Source organism: Pseudomonas sp. zfem005, from assembly GCF_032621735.1.
GTDB classification, from domain to species: Bacteria; Pseudomonadota; Gammaproteobacteria; order Pseudomonadales; family Pseudomonadaceae; genus Metapseudomonas; species Metapseudomonas solani.
This window is the reverse complement of sequence record NZ_JAVYJE010000004.1, coordinates 248,390-264,209: the sequence shown is the minus strand read 5'-3', so window position 1 is coordinate 264,209 and position 15,820 is coordinate 248,390. Positions and strand designations below refer to the sequence as shown.

The following is a 15,820-nucleotide window of genomic DNA, read 5'->3' as shown; positions in this document are numbered from 1 at the left end:
GCAGCGCGACTTGCTCAAAAAGGCGCTCTCTCCAGCGCTGCCGCCTTCCACCTTCAGGCTCTCGGCTTCCAGCTCTCTCACCTGGCCTATACCAAATCCACCAATGCCACTATCGGTGGGCTTGGGGTTATCGCCACATAGATTTCGCATTGCCTCCCTAGCATCAGCCTCGTCGAGTCGTACCGCGCTTCCTGCGTTACGCCCACCGTTCTACGAGGTCATGTCATGCATCACGCCGCCCATCTCCAGGTCCGCGACATCCATAAGCGCTTCGGCAGCTTCACCGCCCTGGATGGGGTGTCGCTGGATATCGCCGAGGGCGAGCTGGTGTGCCTGCTGGGGCCTTCCGGCTGTGGCAAGACCACCTTGCTGCGCTGCATCGCCGGGCTGGAGCGCCAGGACAGCGGCAGCCTGCACATCGGCCCGCGCGACATTTCCACCCTGCCGCCCCAGGCCCGTGACTACGGCATCCTCTTCCAGTCCTACGCACTGTTCCCCAACCTCAGCGTGCAGCAGAACATCGCCTACGGCCTGGCCGGTGCCAGCCGCGACGAAGCCCGCCAGCGGGTGGCGGAGATGCTGGAGCTGGTGGGCCTTGCCGGCAGCGAGAAGAAATTCCCCGGCCAGCTGTCCGGCGGCCAGCAGCAGCGCGTGGCCCTGGCCCGTGCCCTGGCGCCGTCGCCATCGTTGCTGCTGCTGGACGAACCCATGTCGGCGCTGGACGCCCGTGTTCGCGAGCACCTGTGCACCGAGCTGCGCCAGCTGCAGAAGAGCCTGGGCATCACCACCCTGATGGTCACCCACAACCAGGACGAGGCCATGCTCATGGCCGACCGCATCGCGGTGATCAACCAGGGCCGCGTCGAGCAATACGGCACCCCGCGGGAAATCTACGAAAGCCCGGCCACGCCCTTCGTCGCCGAGTTCGTCGGCCAGGGCAACTGGCTGCCGTTCCAGGGGCGCCAGGATGGCCACGCGCGAGTCGGCGAGCTGAGCCTGCGCCTGCCGGAAGCCGCAGGGGGGGCCGAGCAGGGCCGCCTGTTCTGCCGCCCCGAAGCCATCGCCATCGACCCGCAGCAGGGCGATGACAACCGCTTCCGCGCCCAGGTGCGCGAAATCACCTTCCTCGGCAACCGCTGCCGCCTGAGTTTCGAACTGGAGCAACTGCCTGGCCATCCGCTGCTGGCGGAGCTGGACCCGGCGCTGCTGCCGCGCCTGGGCGGTGCCGATATCTGGGTGGCCTTGCCGTCGCGCAGCCTGCAGGTGTTCGCCTGAGATGGCGCGGGTGATGGAAATGCCGGCATCGCTCAAGACCGCTCCAGTGCGGGCCGCACGCAGCGACCTGGGTGACCGCCTGTTCGTGGTGGGCGGCAAGCTGCTGCTCCTGGTGCTGCTGACCTTTGCCGTGCTGCTGCCCCTGGCGGCCATCTTCTGGCGTGGCTTCAGCGGTGAAGCCGGGCAGGGCGGTGGCCTGGTGGCGGCGCGTGAGCTGCTGGCCAGCGCCAACTTCCACTGGCTGCTGGGCAACAGCCTCAAGGTGTCACTCAGCGTCGCCGCCATCGTGGTGCCGCTGGCTTACCTCTTCGCCTATGCGCTGCAACGCACGCTGATTCCGGCCAAGGGCCTGTGGCGGGGCATTTCCCTGCTGCCGCTGCTGGCGCCGTCGATGTTGCCGGGCATCGCGCTGATCTACCTGTTCGGCAACCAGGGCCTGCTGCGCGGCTTGTTGCCGGACAACATCTACGGTTTCTGGGGCATCGTCCTCGGCCAGGCCATCTACACCTTTCCCCATGCGCTGATGATCCTGCTGTCGGCGCTGTCCCTGGCCGATGCGCGCCTGTTCGACGCCGCCTCCAGCATGGGCGCCGGGCCCTGGAAGGCCTTCCGCAGCATCACCTGGCCGGCCACCCGCCAGGGGGTGTTCGCCGCCTTCTGCCTGGTGTTCACCCTGTGCATCACCGACTTCGGCGTGCCGGTGGTGGTGGGCGGTGACTACCAGGTGCTGGCGCTTGAGGCCTACAAGGCCGTGGTCGGCCAGCAGCAATTCGGCCGGGGCGCGCTGATCGGCATGATTCTGCTGCTGCCGGCGCTGCTCAGCTTCGGCGTCGACGCCTGGCTGCGCCGCGGCCAAGGCGATTCCATGAGCGGTCGCGCCCAGGTCTACCACCCGAAACCCTCGCGACTGCGCGACGCCTGCTTCCTGGCCCTGGTGCTGCTGGTCTGCCTCGCCCTGCTGGCGGTGCTGGGCATGGCGGTGTACTCGTCGCTGGTGAAGTTCTGGCCCTACAACCTGTCGCTGTCCCTGCGTCACTACGCCTTCGAAGAGAGCGCCGGCGGCGGCTGGCTGGCCTATCGCAACAGCCTGACCATGGCCAGCTGCACCGCGCTGTTCGGCGGCGCGCTGATCTTCACCGGTGCCTACCTGATGGAGAAGACCCGCGGCCAGGCCGGCCTCAACCAACTGCTGCGCATGCTCAGCTTCGTGCCCATGGCGGTGCCCGGGCTGGTGCTCGGCCTCGGCTACGTCTTCTTCTTCAACCTGCCGGCCAACCCGCTGCACGGCCTCTACGGCAGCATGACGCTGCTGGTGGTCTGCTCCATCGCGCACTTCCTCACCACCGCGCAGATGACCGCCACCACCGCGCTGCGCCAGCTGGACGGCGAGTTCGAAGCCGCCGCCCTGTCGCTGAAGATGCCCCTGTACCGCCACTACCTGAAGGTGACGCTGCCCATCTGCCTGCCGGCGCTGCTGGACATCGTCCGCTACCTGTTCGTTTCGGCCATGACCACCGTGTCCGCCGCGATCTTCCTCTACAGCCCGGACAGCGTGCTCGCCGCCGTCGCCGTGCTGAACATGGACGACGCCGGCAACGTCGGCGGCGCGGCCGCCATGTCCACCCTGATCCTGCTCACCTCGGCCGCTGTCTCGCTGCTGCTGGCCGGGGCCTCGCGCGGATTGCTGCGCCGCTCCCAGGCCTGGCGCCAGACCGCGCCCGGCCACTGATCCACGGAGAACACCATGCATTACCAGACCCCCACCTACCTGCAGGCCGCCATCCTCGACTGGGCCGGCACCGTGGTCGACTTCGGCTCCTTCGCGCCGACGCGGATCTTCGTCGAGGCCTTCGCCAGCTTCGATGTGGAGATCAGCCTCGAGGAGGCGCGCGGCCCGATGGGCATGGGCAAGTGGGACCACATCCGCACCCTGTGCGACGTGCCGGCCATCGCCGCACGCTTCGAACGCCGCTTCGGCCACCTGCCGACGGACGAGGACGTGACCGCACTCTACGAGCGCTTCATGCCCCTGCAGATCGCCAAGGTCGGCGAGCACTCGGCGCTGATCCCCGGCGCCCTGGAGGCCATCGCCGCCCTGCGCGCCAGGGGCCTGAAGATCGGCACCTGCTCCGGCTACCCCAAGGTGGTGATGGACAAGGTGGTGGAACTGGCCGCCGAAGCCGGCTACCGCCCGGACCACGTGGTCGCCACCGACGAAGTACCCAAGGGCCGCCCGAGCCCGGCCCAGGCGCTGGCCAACGTCATCGCCCTGGGGCTAGACGACGTCGCCGCCTGCGTGAAGGTGGACGACACCGAGCCGGGCATCCTCGAAGGCCGTAGCGCCGGCATGTGGACCGTGGCGTTGCGCTTCTCCGGCAACTTCCTCGGCCTGGATTTCGCCGCCTACCAGGCCCTGCCGGCCGCGCGCCTGGCCGAGGAGCGCGCTCGCATCGACGCGCTGTTCGCGCCGAGCCGCCCGCACTACCTGATCGACACCATCGCCGACCTGCCGGGCGTGATCGACCTGATCAACGCACGCCTGGCGCAGGGCGAAACCCCCGCCAACGCATAACCACAGCAAGCCAAACCTGACCACAGCACGCCAAACCCTGACCAAAGGAGCTTCACATGTTCAAGCGTCTCGCCCTCGCTGCCGCCGTCGTCGCCGGGTTCTCCCTGCAGGCCCAGGCCGCCACCGAGCTGACCGTCTATACCGCCCTGGAAGCCGAGCAGCTGAGTGCCTACAAGAAGGCGTTCGAGAAGGAAAACCCGGATATCGAGATCAAGTGGGTGCGTGATTCCACCGGCATCATCACCGCCAAGCTGCTGGCCGAGAAAGACCGTCCCCAGGCCGACGCCGTTTGGGGCCTGGCCGCTTCCAGCCTGGCCATCCTCGATGCGCAGGGCATGCTGGAGAAATACGCACCCAAGCACCTGGACGCCATCGGCGCCAACTATCGCGACGCCGCCAACCCGCCGGCCTGGGTGGGCATGGACGTGTGGGCCGCCACCATCTGCTTCAACACCGTCGAAGCCGAGAAGCTGGGCCTGGAAAAGCCGGTGAGCTGGCAGGACCTGACCAAGCCGGAATACAAGGGCAAGATCGTGATGCCGAACCCGGCGTCCTCGGGCACCGGCTTCCTCGACGTCAGCGCCTGGCTGCAGACCTTCGGCGAGAAGCAGGGCTGGCAGTACATGGATGACCTGCACCAGAACATCGGCCAGTACGTCCATTCCGGCTCCAAGCCGTGCAAGCTGGCCGCCGCCGGCGAGTTCCCCATCGGTATCTCCTTCGAATACCCGGCCGTGCAGCTGAAGCGCCAGGGCGCGCCGCTGGACATCGTCCTGCCGAAGGAAGGCCTGGGCTGGGAAATCGAAGCCACCGGCGTGATCAAGGGCACCCAGCACGCCGACGCCGCCAAGAAGCTCGCCGACTTCTCCGCCAGCCCTGCCGCCATGGAACTGTACAAGGAGAACTTCGCCGTTCTCGCCCAGCCTGGCATCGCCAAGCCGCAGACCGAACTGCCTGCCGACTACGAGCAGCGCCTGATCAAGAACGACTTCGCCTGGGCGTCGAAGAACCGCGACAGCATCCTGGCCGAGTGGCGCAAGCGTTACGACGGTAAGTCCGAGAAATTGCCGCAGTAACAAGTCCGACCTCCGCTCCCACCCGCTCCACACCTTCTCCCTGCGGGGAGAGGGTTGTGGGGAGGGCAGGGGCGGCCCTGTTTTCCTGGAGAACTCCATGCCCATCCAAGACACCGATATCGCCATCGTCGGCGCCGGCATCCTCGGCCTTTCCCACGCCTACGCCGCCGCCCGCCGTGGCCTCAAGGTCAGCGTGTTCGAGCGCAGCGACCGGCCCCTGGGCGCCTCGGTGCGCAACTTCGGCCAGGCCCTGATCACCGGCCAGGCCCCCGGCCCCATGTTCGCCCTGGCCCGTGAGGCGCGGACCCTCTGGGCCGAGCTGGCTGAAGTGGCCGGCTTCCACATCCGCCGCAACGGCTCCCTGCTGTTCGCCCGCACCGAAGCGGAAGAGGAACTGCTGGAGGCCTTCTGCGCCACCCGCGCCATCGAACACGGCTACCGCGTCGAACTGCTGCGTGGCGAGCGCCTGCACGACCTCTACCAGGGCCAGTTCAGCCACCACCGCGTGGCCCTGCACGGCCTGGACGACCAGCAGCTGTATTCCCGCGAAGCCATCCCGGCGCTGGTGAACTACCTGCGCGACGAGCTGGGCGTGACCTTCCATTTCTCCACCCTGGTGCGCGACGTCGAGCAGAACCGCGTGCACACCAGCGCGGGCAGCTGCCGCGCCGAGCAGATCATCGTCTGCTCCGGCCACGACTACCTGACCCTGCTGGCCGACCAGATCGCCCCGCTGCAGCCCAGCGTCTGCCGCCTGCAGATGCTCCGCGCGCGCCCGGCGGTGGACATCGGCTTGCAGCACGCCGTGCTCACCGGCCTCAGCTGCGTGCACTACGGCGCCTTCTCCGACCTGCCGGAAGCCGAAGCCATCCGTGGCCAGATCGAGCAGTACACCCCCGAGCTGGAGCAGCACGGCATCCACCTGCTGGTCAGCCCCACGCCCCATGGCGAGCTGATCATCGGCGACTCCCACGACTACGGCCGCGACGCTTCGCCCTTCAACGCCGAGGCCGTGGACAACCTGATGCTCGACCTCGCCGAACACACCCTCGGCACCCGCCTGCAGGTGCTCGAGCGCTGGCAGGGCGTCTACGGCGCCCGCGGCCCCGGCCCGTTCTCGGTACTCAAGGCCATCCCCGGCGTCACCGCCGTGCTGATGCACACCGGCCTCGGCATGAGCATCGGCCCGGCCCTGGGCGAGCGCACGGTGGCGTCGTTGTTGGGGTGAAGGCGGTCGGGCGCGGCACTTTAAAGTCCTTGCTCCCACCGGGTGGAGCGGTGGTTCTGCAGCGGGAGGCGATCGGTTTTTTGCTTGCGAAGGCAGCCATGGAATAATCGCCTGCTCGGGACCACCGTTGGAGAGCGCAGGTGCAAAGGACTGTCAGCGTCTTGGATTACATAGCGGCATCACTTGCTGATGCTCAGAATTTAATGCCGGACCTCTCCGGGCTTTGTCGAGAACTGAGCCTGGATGACATTTTGCAGGGACGTCTGTCAGAGCTGGCAGCCCGGAAAATGCAGGCGGCACGTAAAAGCAAGGAAAGCAGAGACACTCGAGTCGAGGAAGAGAAATGGCCGGTGCGGGTGACGCTTTTCCCTCTGGTCTATGGGCGTCGTGCCGAGCACGCGGAGCTCGATAAAAAGCTTCCTGAACAGATCGCACCGATATTCTTCAATGCACTCTTGAGCCCAGATGGCAGTCTTGCTCTGGATGAAAAAGACTGCCTACCGTCGATTCCCAGGAATTTACTCGAGCCTACCTTTCTGCCTGTATCCATTGGCGCCCTCGATGATCTGGATAAGGCACGCTCCCAGTTGCCACAGCAACCAGACAATTGGCATGCCTTGTTGAAGGTCACCCACGACTTGTTGCAGCAAGTCTCCGGGTACGACTGGGGGACGCTGGAGATCGAACAATACGAATTGCAGGAGAATGCTGGCATTGCCCTCGCTGATGGAAACAGAGGGGCTACTCAGCACATCCAGGCTTTGGTCGGTGAATTGCGCAAGGACAGCGGAGCTCAGGCGAAGACCCCGCTCCTTGCTTCCCTTATGGAGGCCGCCGTACAACGCCCTTTGCTCGAGCTGGAGGCCCAGCTGGACCTCGGCACTGAACACCTTGGGCAGATGGAGTCTCGCTACGGACTGTCCGACTCGCAACGGGAATCGCTGGCGCATTTTTTTGCTCTGCCCGACGCCGTCACGGCGGTAGATGGACCTCCCGGGACCGGGAAGACCACCTTGCTACTGAGTGTGATTGCATCGCTGTGGGTGCGCAGAGCGCTAGAGAAAAGCGAACCGCCATTAATAGTCGCTAGCTCCACGAACAATCAGGCGGTGGTGAACATCCTGGAGGCATTTGCCAAGGTTAAGGAGCCGGCGGGCGAACTGGCCGGGCGTTGGCTCGATGACGTGAAAAGCTACGGCCTGTACCTGCCAGCAAAGAGCCGGGAAAACAACACCTTCAGTTTTCCTGTTCACATGCTCAAGGGCATGGCGAAAGATTCGAGCTACGAAGCCAAGTCGTTCGAAACGGTAGAGGGATTAGAGAGCGCTCGCCGCGGCTTTCTGAGCAAGGCTCAGCAGGCCCTGGGCGAACTGGCGGCACCTACCCTCGAGAGCGTGGCGGCGGCGTTGCATGCCCGTTTGAAGCAGCGATGCGACATGATCACCGTGGTGATGCGCAAGCTCATCACGCTGACTCGGCTCTGCAAGGGCCTGCCTCCTACAACGGAGCGCATCCTGGCGCTGGAGCAGTCTACAAGAGCACTGCTCGAAAGCTCTCAGACCAATCTTGAGCGACTTATCGAGCAGAAGAAGCACTGGCACGCCATCAACCTTGCATGGCAGCAGCACTGCCATGATGAGAGCTGGTGGATAGGGCTGTTATCCCGTCTTGGGATCACCACATCTCGGCGCCGTCGTGATGAACTATTTCGGGCGACGGTCATGCAAAGCCATGACTGGATTGCCCAGCACTTGCTTGAGATGGATTTGCGCCAAACATTCGGTGGCTGGTTGACCGAGCGAATCAAAGCGATAGCTCATCGGAAGGTTCAGGCTCAGGCAGAACATGATCTGCATCGTAAAACGATGGAAACCCTCCGTGAACTGCTGAGTTTCTTGAGCGATTTCTGTGGCAAATCCAAGCGCCTCAGCCTTGAGGGTGTGCAATCGGCCCTGGATGTAGGTCCACGTTTCGAGGCCTTCAAGCTGGCTACCCACTATTGGGAAGCGCGCTACCTGATGGAAGTGGATGCGTTGCTGAAAAAATACCGCAAGGTGGAGGACAGTAAATCGGCGGACAGGCTGGAGCTGCAATACCGACGCCTGGCAAAACTGTACCCCTGTTCGGTTGCGACCCTGCACAGCTTGCCTTCGCGCTACACGGGATGGAGTGGCGTCGTGCAACCGATGTTCGGACGTATGGATCTACTGATTGTTGACGAGGCTGGGCAAGTGCCGCCTGAAATCGGTATGCCGGCCTTCGCATTGGCCAAGCGTGCATTGGTGGTGGGCGATGTGAATCAGATCTCTCCCGTTCATGGCCTGCCAGCCAGCATCGATAGGTCTAACGCGCACCGTTATGGCCTTCTCCAAGCAGGCTGGGAAGGTTTTCGGAAAACCGGCATGGCGGCCTCAAGCGGCAATGTGATGCAGATTGCTCAGCAGGCAACGCCCTTTGCAAAACACCCGCAGCGTGGTTCTGGAATGTTTCTCTGCGAGCATCGCCGATGCTGGCCGGAGATCATTGCAATCAGTAATGCCCTTGTTTATCAGAACTTGCTGCAACCTTGCCGTGATGACGACGGGAGCCGCTTGTTCTCTCCGACTTTGGGCTATGTCCACCTGGCTGCACGGGACGAGCGGGTCGGGAAAAGCCGCCGTAATCTGGTCGAGGCTCAGGCCATCGCTCGCTGGCTAAGACGCCGCAGAAGCGAAATCGAAGCGGCATTCGCAAGTGAGGGCAAGCAGTTCGGTGAACTGGTGGCGGTGATCACACCCTTTGCTGCTCAGAGCCATGCAGTCAGGCGGGAACTGGATGAGCACCTGGGGAATGGACATGGCATCACGGTTGGCACCGTACACAGTCTGCAGGGCGCAGAACGGCGCCTGGTGATCTTCTCCCCTACATACGGCGTTGGCACGGCACCGGGGAGTACGATGTTTGATAAGGATTACGGCTCATTGCTCAACGTCGCTGTGTCACGTGCTCAGGATGCATTCCTGGTGTTCGGCAACATGCATCTGTTTCAGCCGGGGCACAGCAATCCTGCATCTGTCATGGGACGGTTCCTTCTGGAAAACGAGAAGCACGAGCTGAAGGATGTCGATGTCGAGCTTCTGACGCCATCCATGGGGCTTGCTCCGACCGTACTGATCAGGGACCTCGAAGGACACCGGAAGATACTGCGATCAGCTTTTGAAGGTGCCCGTCGCAGGCTGATCATCGTGTCCCCTTACCTGTCTCGAAGCGCCCTGAAGGCCGATGCGATAGAGGAGCAGATACGACACGCATGCCAGAGGGGTGTAAACGTTGTCGTGATCTCTAACAGCCGTCTAGCGGGCTCTCGGAAAGACTTCGGCGAGTGCATTGACGACCTCAAGGCAGCAGGGGCGAAGTACTGTGATAGTCAGGGACAGTGCGTTCACAGCAAGCTCTTGCTGGTCGATGAACAATGGCTCACGGTCGGCTCTTTCAATTGGCTTTCTTCCCTACGTGTCGCCAGTGATTACCGTTATCACGAGTCGAGCATGCGCTACGACGGCGAAGAAGCGTTCGTCATGATCCAGCGGAGTCTGACGGACCTCCGTGAGTTGATTCGTCCTTACTCAAGGGGCACTACCGTTCATTGAGTTCTACCTGTGGCGCCGGCCGACCAGGCTGGCGATTTTCTCGGGTCCGCTTTGGCGCAGAGGTTCTTTGGGGCGTTCGTCCACTTTGCTGGCGATCACATCCCATATCTGCCGTAGCCGTTTGACGTGCAGGTCATCGCGGATCACCGAGACCAGCGCTTCGACCTGATCGCTCAGGTCCAGGGCCACTTCACCGTGCCCTTTTCGGCGTTGTCGTGAGGGCAGGGACAGTGGCGGCGTGCCGGCCGGCGGCACGGGAGGTGGCAGTGCCGTCGATGCGCTGTCCGGGTCCAGGATTCCCAGCAGGCGGGCTTTGAGCACAGGGCTGTCGAGCATCTTTTCCAGATCGAAGATGGTGCGGATGTTGATCTGCCGCAGCTGCAGAGTCTTCTCTGGGCCAACGGCCAGGATCAGCTGTGCTTGAGCTACCCAGTCGATCACCTCGTAGAGCCCGTAGGGCGTCTCGACGAATATCTGGATCGGGTTGATGGTGGCGAGGTTCTGCACATCCTCTATCTCGAACTCCTCCAGACGAAACTTCATGAAGGCGTCGATGCCGAGTATCACGTCGAGGGGCAACTCCTCCTGCAGGGCGCGGCTGTGCTCGCTGACGCGCTTGAGCCGGATCCAGGAGAACTTGGCGATCACGACATCGATGAACAGTGCCGGGTACATGCCCACCAGAAATGCCAGGGCGATGGCGAACCTGTCCGCGTTGAGCGCGTGGAAGATCTGGCCGCGGTAGAGCACCGTGGCCACCAGTACGCCGAGAACAAGGTGCAGTGTGGAGCGGAAGAACGAAATGGGTGACAGGTCGAAATTCGCCACCCGGCGAATCAGGTACTGCGCGCTCCAGATGTAGCCGCCAAGAAAGGCAAAGCAGATCACCGAGAGCAAGTGACGACTCTGGTCTGCCATGGGGCCTTCGAGGAACAGCGCGGCCTGGTTGAACGCCGCCGGCTCCGCCATGACCGCGAGAATTCCCAGCGTGGAGGTGAACACGTAAAGGAATACCGGTAGTACGTAGTCGTAGGGCCGTGCGCGCTTCTTCAGCAGTGGGTTGGGTTCATGGAGGTCGACGGGGCTGTACTTGTATTTGACCAGCTCGAAGGAGGGGATGATCAGCGGATCGCCGGCCTCCCGGCGGGCGAAGCCGAACAGGTTCTCCAGATCGCTGATGATCTCGTAGCGCCGCGCGCGAATGTTGCTGCGACCGATGAAGATACCGAGCGGAAGCAGGCCGCCCAGGACGAGGGCGACGAACATGGAAAAATAGCTAGGCATGCTTTCCTCCTTGAAAGACGCCGACTCCCTCACTCCCGGCTGGTTGCCCTTTGGATTTTCAGAGCCCTCATCCCGCTTGGCAAGCACTCCGCAGGCGCGAAGTGCCGGCTGCTAGCACCGTTTGCGATGGGCTTATAGGGAAAAGCTCGTAAACCGCCTGACCTGTTACACCACCGATACGGGGAAGCGCTGCGAGCCCAGAATGGTCGCCCGGGCCGTAGCCCGGGCTTCCGCCCGGGAGCCTCAGAGAAAACTCACCTCATCGGCCTTCATCAGCCTGGCAAACGGCCCCGACAATGTCAGGTTGTGATGGCGGATGATCGCGGCGGCGTCCAGCGCGGGGGTGTCCATGCAGCTGTGGGCGTCTTCCGCCAGCACCACGCGGTAGCCCAGGTCGGCGGCGGCGCGGCAGGTGCTGTCGACGCAGTACTGGGTCTTCATGCCAACGATCACCAGCTCGCCGATGGCGGCGTCGCGCAGCCAGTCGTCCAGACGGGTGCCGGAGAAGCAGCTGGGGCGGTTCTTGTCGAAGATGCGGTCGCGGGCAGGGTCTACCTCCAGGCGCGGGTGCAGTGCCCAGCCCTTGCTGCCCGGCGCCACCGGCGAGCCTTCCGGCCCGGCGAAGCGTGCGGCGAAGATCGGCGCACCGGCAGCGCGGGCACGGGCGATCAACTGGTTGACCCGGGTCAGCAGCAGCTCGGCCTGCCAGGGCTTGTCCGGTCCTTCATAGAGCGCCACCTGCATGTCGATGATCAGCAGGGCGGATTTGCGCGGGGCGTGCATGGCATTTCTCCTTGAATGCCAGCGCCGCCGGGGCAAAAGAAAAGGCCCCGTCCATCGCTGGCGGGGCCTTTGGGGTTCCTTGCGCTATCCGCTACGCACACCCGCTCGCCCCGCACATGGCGGTGGTAGTGGTGGTGGCGGTACGGCGTGCGGATGCGTTCATGGCGTCGATAGTGCTGGGGGGCTTGTGCGGCTGTCAATCGGCGCCGACAACTCTCAGCAAGGGGGCCGCCACAGCGCTGCGGGCCGGCACCTGCAAACCCTTTTCATGTTCCGCCAGGACCTTCTTGACGATGTCCATCACCTCGACGTTGGAGTCTTCCATCAGCGCCAGCTGCTCGAGAGTGGTGTCGAGCCGGCCCTCGGCGAAGGCGTCAATGGCGGCGGCGCCGGCGTGGTGCACACGTTCGTGGGGGCGTTCGATCAGGCGGAACTGGAGGTTGCCGCGCAGCGCGGCGTTGCCGTCGCCGTAGTACCAGCGGCCGAAGGGGCATTGTTCCTCGGTCGGCAGCACGCTGGCGTCCGGTTCGCCGCTGAGGATGGCGTCGTAGACCGAGGCCTTGAGCGAGAGCTCGGCGAGGTTTGCCAGTTCGATGCCGGCGCGGAAGAAGGATTGGCCGATCTCGTGGTGCATGCGCTGGGCCTGGCCGTGGACGTCGAGCATGGCGCCGCTGGCTTCGGTGGTCATGGCGTGGAAGTGGTTGGCGCTGTCGACGTGGAGGCGGATCTCGTCCTGGGCGGTGTGGATCACCGCCTGGATGTCCGCCGTTTCGCGGACGATGTCCTGGGTGGCGCTGGCGGTTTTCTCGGCCAGGTCGCGGATCTCCCCGGCGACCACGGCGAAGCCGCGACCGGATTCGCCGGCGCGGGCCGCTTCGATGGCGGCGTTGAGGGCCAGCAGGTTGGTCTGGCTGGCGATGCTGCCGATGAGGCCGACGATGCGGTCGATCTCGCCAGCGCGCTGCACCAGTTCCGAGATGCGCTGGTTGAGGGTGGCCAGGCCGTTTTCCATGCGCTGGGATTGCTCCTGCAGCACGCCGAACTTGAGCTTGTTGTGGATGGCCGCGCTGGCGACGTCCTGGGCGCGCTGGTGGTTGTCGTCCAGGCGCGCGTTGAGGTAGCTGAAGGAGTCGCCGACATGGCCGATGGAGCGGCCGAATTTCAGCAGGTTGCCGGCCAGGCCCTTGTAGAACGCGAGGTCCGTTTGCAGCCGGGTGTCGTCGCGGCTGGCCTGGAGTGCATCACGCAGTTGCGCGGCTTCGTGCTCTGCGGCGTCGAGGCGGGCGAGGAGGGCCTGGTTCTGCTGTTGCAGCCGCTGGTGGCGGCCGGCACTGACGAAAAGCATGTCTCACCTCCGGTGAGCGAGTGGAATTGCCTCTACCTGTCAGTTTTCGTGCCAGCGCCAGGCGCCCGCAGTCACTGGGCTGCAGGCGGGTGCGGTCATATCGACCTGTTGTCGGGATGACTCGAATGCTGTCGCATTGACAGCATTCGGGCTTCAGGCGATGCGCAGGAGGATGTCGCGCACGCGGTCCAGGGCCGGGTCGATATCCAGGGTTTCGATGGCGCCGAAACCCAGCAGCAGGCCGGCCTGGGGGGCTTGCTGGTGATAGAAGGGTGCCAGCGGGTAGAGCCCCACCTCGACCTTGCGCGCCTGTTCCATCAGCAGCGGCAGGTCGATCGGCACCTTGCACAGCAGCGCCATGTGCGCCCCGGCCACCGCCGGCACGGCTGCAAACCAGGGCGCGAGGTCACCCGATACCCGCGCCAGGATGCGTTCGCGACGGCTGCTGTAGACGGCGTGGCAGCGACGGATGTGCTTGTGCAGCGAGCCTTCGTCGATGAACTTGGCCAGGGCCCATTGGGGCAGGGTGGAGCTGTGCCAGTCGGTGATCTGCTTGACCTTGATCAGCGGCTCCAGCAGTACGTCGGGGAGGATGGCGTAACCCAGGCGCAGCTCCGGCAGCAGGGTCTTGGAGAAGGTGCCGACATAGGCCACCACGCCGTGCTCGTCCATGCTTTGCAGGGAATCGGTGGGGCGACCCTCGTAGCGGAACTCGCTGTCGTAGTCGTCTTCGATGACGATGGCGCCGAGTTCGCGCGCCCGCTGCAGCAGCGCTTCGCGCCGTGCCGGGCTCATGGGCATGCCCAGGGGGAACTGGTGCGAGGGGGTGACGTAGATCAGCCGCGTGCCATCGGGAATGGCGTCCACGCGCATGCCTTCGGCGTCCACCGGGATGCTCACCACCTGGGCGCCCTGGATGCCGAACAGCAGACGCGCCGGGGTGTAGCCGGGGTCTTCCATGGCGACGACGCTGCCGGGTTGCAGCATGACCCGGGCGAGCAGGTCCAGGGCCTGCTGGGCACCGCTGCAGACGATCACATCATCCCCCGTGCAACGCACCCCACGGGCGAAGCTGATGTGCCGGGCGATGGCCTGACGCAGGGCTTCCACCCCCTCGGGCTGGCCGTAGAAACCTCGGGCGGAGGCCATCTGCCGCAGGGCATGCTGGGTGCAGCGGCGCCAGTCGTCATGGGGGAACTGGCTGCGTGCGGTGGCGCCGCCGATGAAGTCGTAGCGCAGGGTGCCTTCCAGGGTCGGGTGGCGGAAGGGGATGGGGACGTCCTGCCAGTGGCGGATGAAGTCCGCTTCGGCCAGTTCCGAGGCGAAGCGGCTGCGCACCCGCGTTGCCACCCGGGCGTTGACGAAGGTGCCGCTGCCGATGCGGCCCACCAGGTAGTCCTCGTAGGTGAGCTGGGCGTAGGTATCGGCCACCGTCTTGCGCGAGATGCCCAGTTGCTCGGCGAGCAGGCGGCTGGGTGGCAGCCGGGCGCCGCTCGCGAGGCGGCCGTCCTCGATGGCGTCGCGCAACTGGCGGTAGAGCTGCTGGGCGAGGTCCTTGCGGCCATTGATGACGATGTGCAGTTCCATGGTGACTCCGGCGGGTGGTGGCGGGAGATTACCGATGGGGCGGGGTGGAGAGAAGGCTTTCGCCGCGCTCCGTGGCGATGCGTTTCGTCGGGCCGGGCGGCCAGGGGGCGGGCCTGCGCTAAGGTGAAGGTCCGCATGCCCGTCGGGCATCCACCTGCGAGGGAGCGGCCGCTGCATCCAGGCGGCCACTCCGCGAATGGAGGCACAGCCATGAACAGCAGCAACCAGCTCACCCATCGCGATCACATCATCACCGCGCACCTGATCGAGCACCCGGGCATTCCCACGCCCTGGGCCGGCGGGCTGCACATCACCGCGCCCGATGGCAGCCGCACCCGGCGCATCCCACTGCCCGCCAACTCGGCGTTCCTCGCCGAGGAAGACAGCGCCCGGCGTGCCTCCCTGGCCCACGGTCGCTGGCTGGTGGACCAGAGCCTCGACCACGGCCACAAACCCGCGTGACCCCCGCGGCGCCGTCGCTTTCCGGCGGCGCCGCGCTCCGCTCGTCCAGCACTCTGAACCCTGCACGCACCTGGCCAGTCGTTACTACAACCCCATAGAGCCAGGAGAACACCATGGTCGCTTTCGAACCGCAGTCCCGCGAAAACGCTGCCCGCCCCCATAACGTCGAGGGCTGGGAACGCTTCCTGAGCATCGCCGGTGGCTTGGTGATGGTCGGCACCGGCCTGCGCCAGGGTGGCCTGGTGGGCTGGCTGCGCGCCGGCACCGGCGGCGTGGTGCTCGCCCGTGGCCTCACGGGGCAGTGCCCGGCGAAACGGGTGATCGCCGAACGCCGCGACGAGATCGAAGCGCTCAAGGCGCGCATCGAAGAGGCCGCGGCCAAGCTGGCCGAGCTGCATCGCAACGCCTGAGTCGGCCCATCGCGAATGAATTCGCTCCCACGGGTTGAGGCACAGCCCGTAGGAGCGAGCTCTGCTCGCGAAGCGCTTGTGTGGTGCTGGTGGGCTGAAGCCCACCCTACGACTGAAGTCGCCCCTACAACCTTCCCTGTCTCGGACCATGTGGTTGCACGCCTGTAGG

12 protein-coding genes and 1 pseudogene are annotated in these 15,820 nt (G+C 64.9%); 8 read left to right on the top strand and 5 right to left on the bottom strand.

What is annotated here, in order from left to right:
• Window positions 1-225 precede the first annotated feature (225 nt).
• The 6 genes from RTW82_RS10785 to RTW82_RS10760 all read left to right on the top strand — a co-directional run bounded on the left by RTW82_RS10785 (window position 226) and on the right by RTW82_RS10760 (window position 9,780).
• Complete coding sequence (locus RTW82_RS10785) at window positions 226-1,275, top strand: putative 2-aminoethylphosphonate ABC transporter ATP-binding protein (protein WP_316925081.1); 1,050 nt, start codon at window positions 226-228, stop codon at window positions 1,273-1,275.
• Window positions 1,276-1,288: 13 nt separating this feature from the next.
• Window positions 1,289-3,004, top strand: coding sequence for a putative 2-aminoethylphosphonate ABC transporter permease subunit (locus tag RTW82_RS10780; RefSeq protein ID WP_410478788.1), 1,716 nt, complete (start codon window positions 1,289-1,291; stop codon window positions 3,002-3,004).
• Between the two features lie 15 nt (window positions 3,005-3,019).
• On the top strand, window positions 3,020-3,847 hold the full coding sequence (gene phnX, locus RTW82_RS10775; protein ID WP_316925080.1) for a phosphonoacetaldehyde hydrolase: 828 nt from the start codon (window positions 3,020-3,022) through the stop codon (window positions 3,845-3,847).
• Window positions 3,848-3,903: 56 nt separating this feature from the next.
• On the top strand, window positions 3,904-4,923 hold the full coding sequence (locus tag RTW82_RS10770) for a putative 2-aminoethylphosphonate ABC transporter substrate-binding protein (RefSeq protein ID WP_316925079.1): 1,020 nt from the start codon (window positions 3,904-3,906) through the stop codon (window positions 4,921-4,923).
• A gap of 97 nt (window positions 4,924-5,020) precedes the next feature.
• The gene (locus RTW82_RS10765; RefSeq protein WP_316925078.1) at window positions 5,021-6,151 is read left to right on the top strand and encodes a TIGR03364 family FAD-dependent oxidoreductase; all 1,131 of its coding nucleotides are present in this window, start codon (window positions 5,021-5,023) and stop codon (window positions 6,149-6,151) included.
• Window positions 6,152-6,312: 161 nt separating this feature from the next.
• Window positions 6,313-9,780 carry an AAA domain-containing protein gene (locus RTW82_RS10760; RefSeq protein WP_316925077.1) on the top strand — a complete coding sequence of 1,156 codons (3,468 nt, stop codon included), beginning with the start codon at window positions 6,313-6,315 and terminating at the stop codon, window positions 9,778-9,780.
• Between the two features lie 3 nt (window positions 9,781-9,783).
• Here RTW82_RS10760 and RTW82_RS10755 read toward each other — a convergent pair whose 3' ends face one another.
• The 5 genes and pseudogenes from RTW82_RS10755 to RTW82_RS10740 all read right to left on the bottom strand — a co-directional run bounded on the left by RTW82_RS10755 (window position 9,784) and on the right by RTW82_RS10740 (window position 14,779).
• Complete coding sequence (locus RTW82_RS10755) at window positions 9,784-11,064, bottom strand: hypothetical protein (RefSeq protein ID WP_316925076.1); 1,281 nt, start codon at window positions 11,062-11,064, stop codon at window positions 9,784-9,786.
• Between the two features lie 243 nt (window positions 11,065-11,307).
• A complete protein-coding gene (locus RTW82_RS10750) occupies window positions 11,308-11,847 on the bottom strand; it encodes a cysteine hydrolase family protein (RefSeq protein ID WP_316925075.1) in 540 nt (179 codons plus the stop codon).
• A gap of 196 nt (window positions 11,848-12,043) precedes the next feature.
• Window positions 12,044-12,481 carry a CZB domain-containing protein gene (locus RTW82_RS31680; RefSeq protein ID WP_410478794.1) on the bottom strand — a complete coding sequence of 146 codons (438 nt, stop codon included), beginning with the start codon at window positions 12,479-12,481 and terminating at the stop codon, window positions 12,044-12,046.
• A 45-nt stretch (window positions 12,482-12,526) separates the two neighbouring features.
• A pseudogene (locus RTW82_RS31675) lies at window positions 12,527-12,859 on the bottom strand (methyl-accepting chemotaxis protein); the annotation flags it as partial.
• 486 nt (window positions 12,860-13,345) lie between these two features.
• Window positions 13,346-14,779 (bottom strand): PLP-dependent aminotransferase family protein, encoded by a 1,434-nt coding sequence (locus RTW82_RS10740; protein WP_316925073.1) that lies wholly within the window; start codon window positions 14,777-14,779, stop codon window positions 13,346-13,348.
• A gap of 210 nt (window positions 14,780-14,989) precedes the next feature.
• Here RTW82_RS10740 and RTW82_RS10735 point away from each other — a divergent pair, with 210 nt between their 5' ends.
• Together RTW82_RS10735 and RTW82_RS10730 are read left to right on the top strand one after the other, a co-directional pair.
• Window positions 14,990-15,241: a hypothetical protein gene (locus RTW82_RS10735; protein ID WP_316925072.1), complete on the top strand. Its 252-nt coding sequence runs from the start codon at window positions 14,990-14,992 to the stop codon at window positions 15,239-15,241.
• 113 nt (window positions 15,242-15,354) lie between these two features.
• The gene (locus tag RTW82_RS10730; RefSeq protein WP_316925071.1) at window positions 15,355-15,651 is read left to right on the top strand and encodes a DUF2892 domain-containing protein; all 297 of its coding nucleotides are present in this window, start codon (window positions 15,355-15,357) and stop codon (window positions 15,649-15,651) included.
• Window positions 15,652-15,820 lie beyond the last annotated feature (169 nt).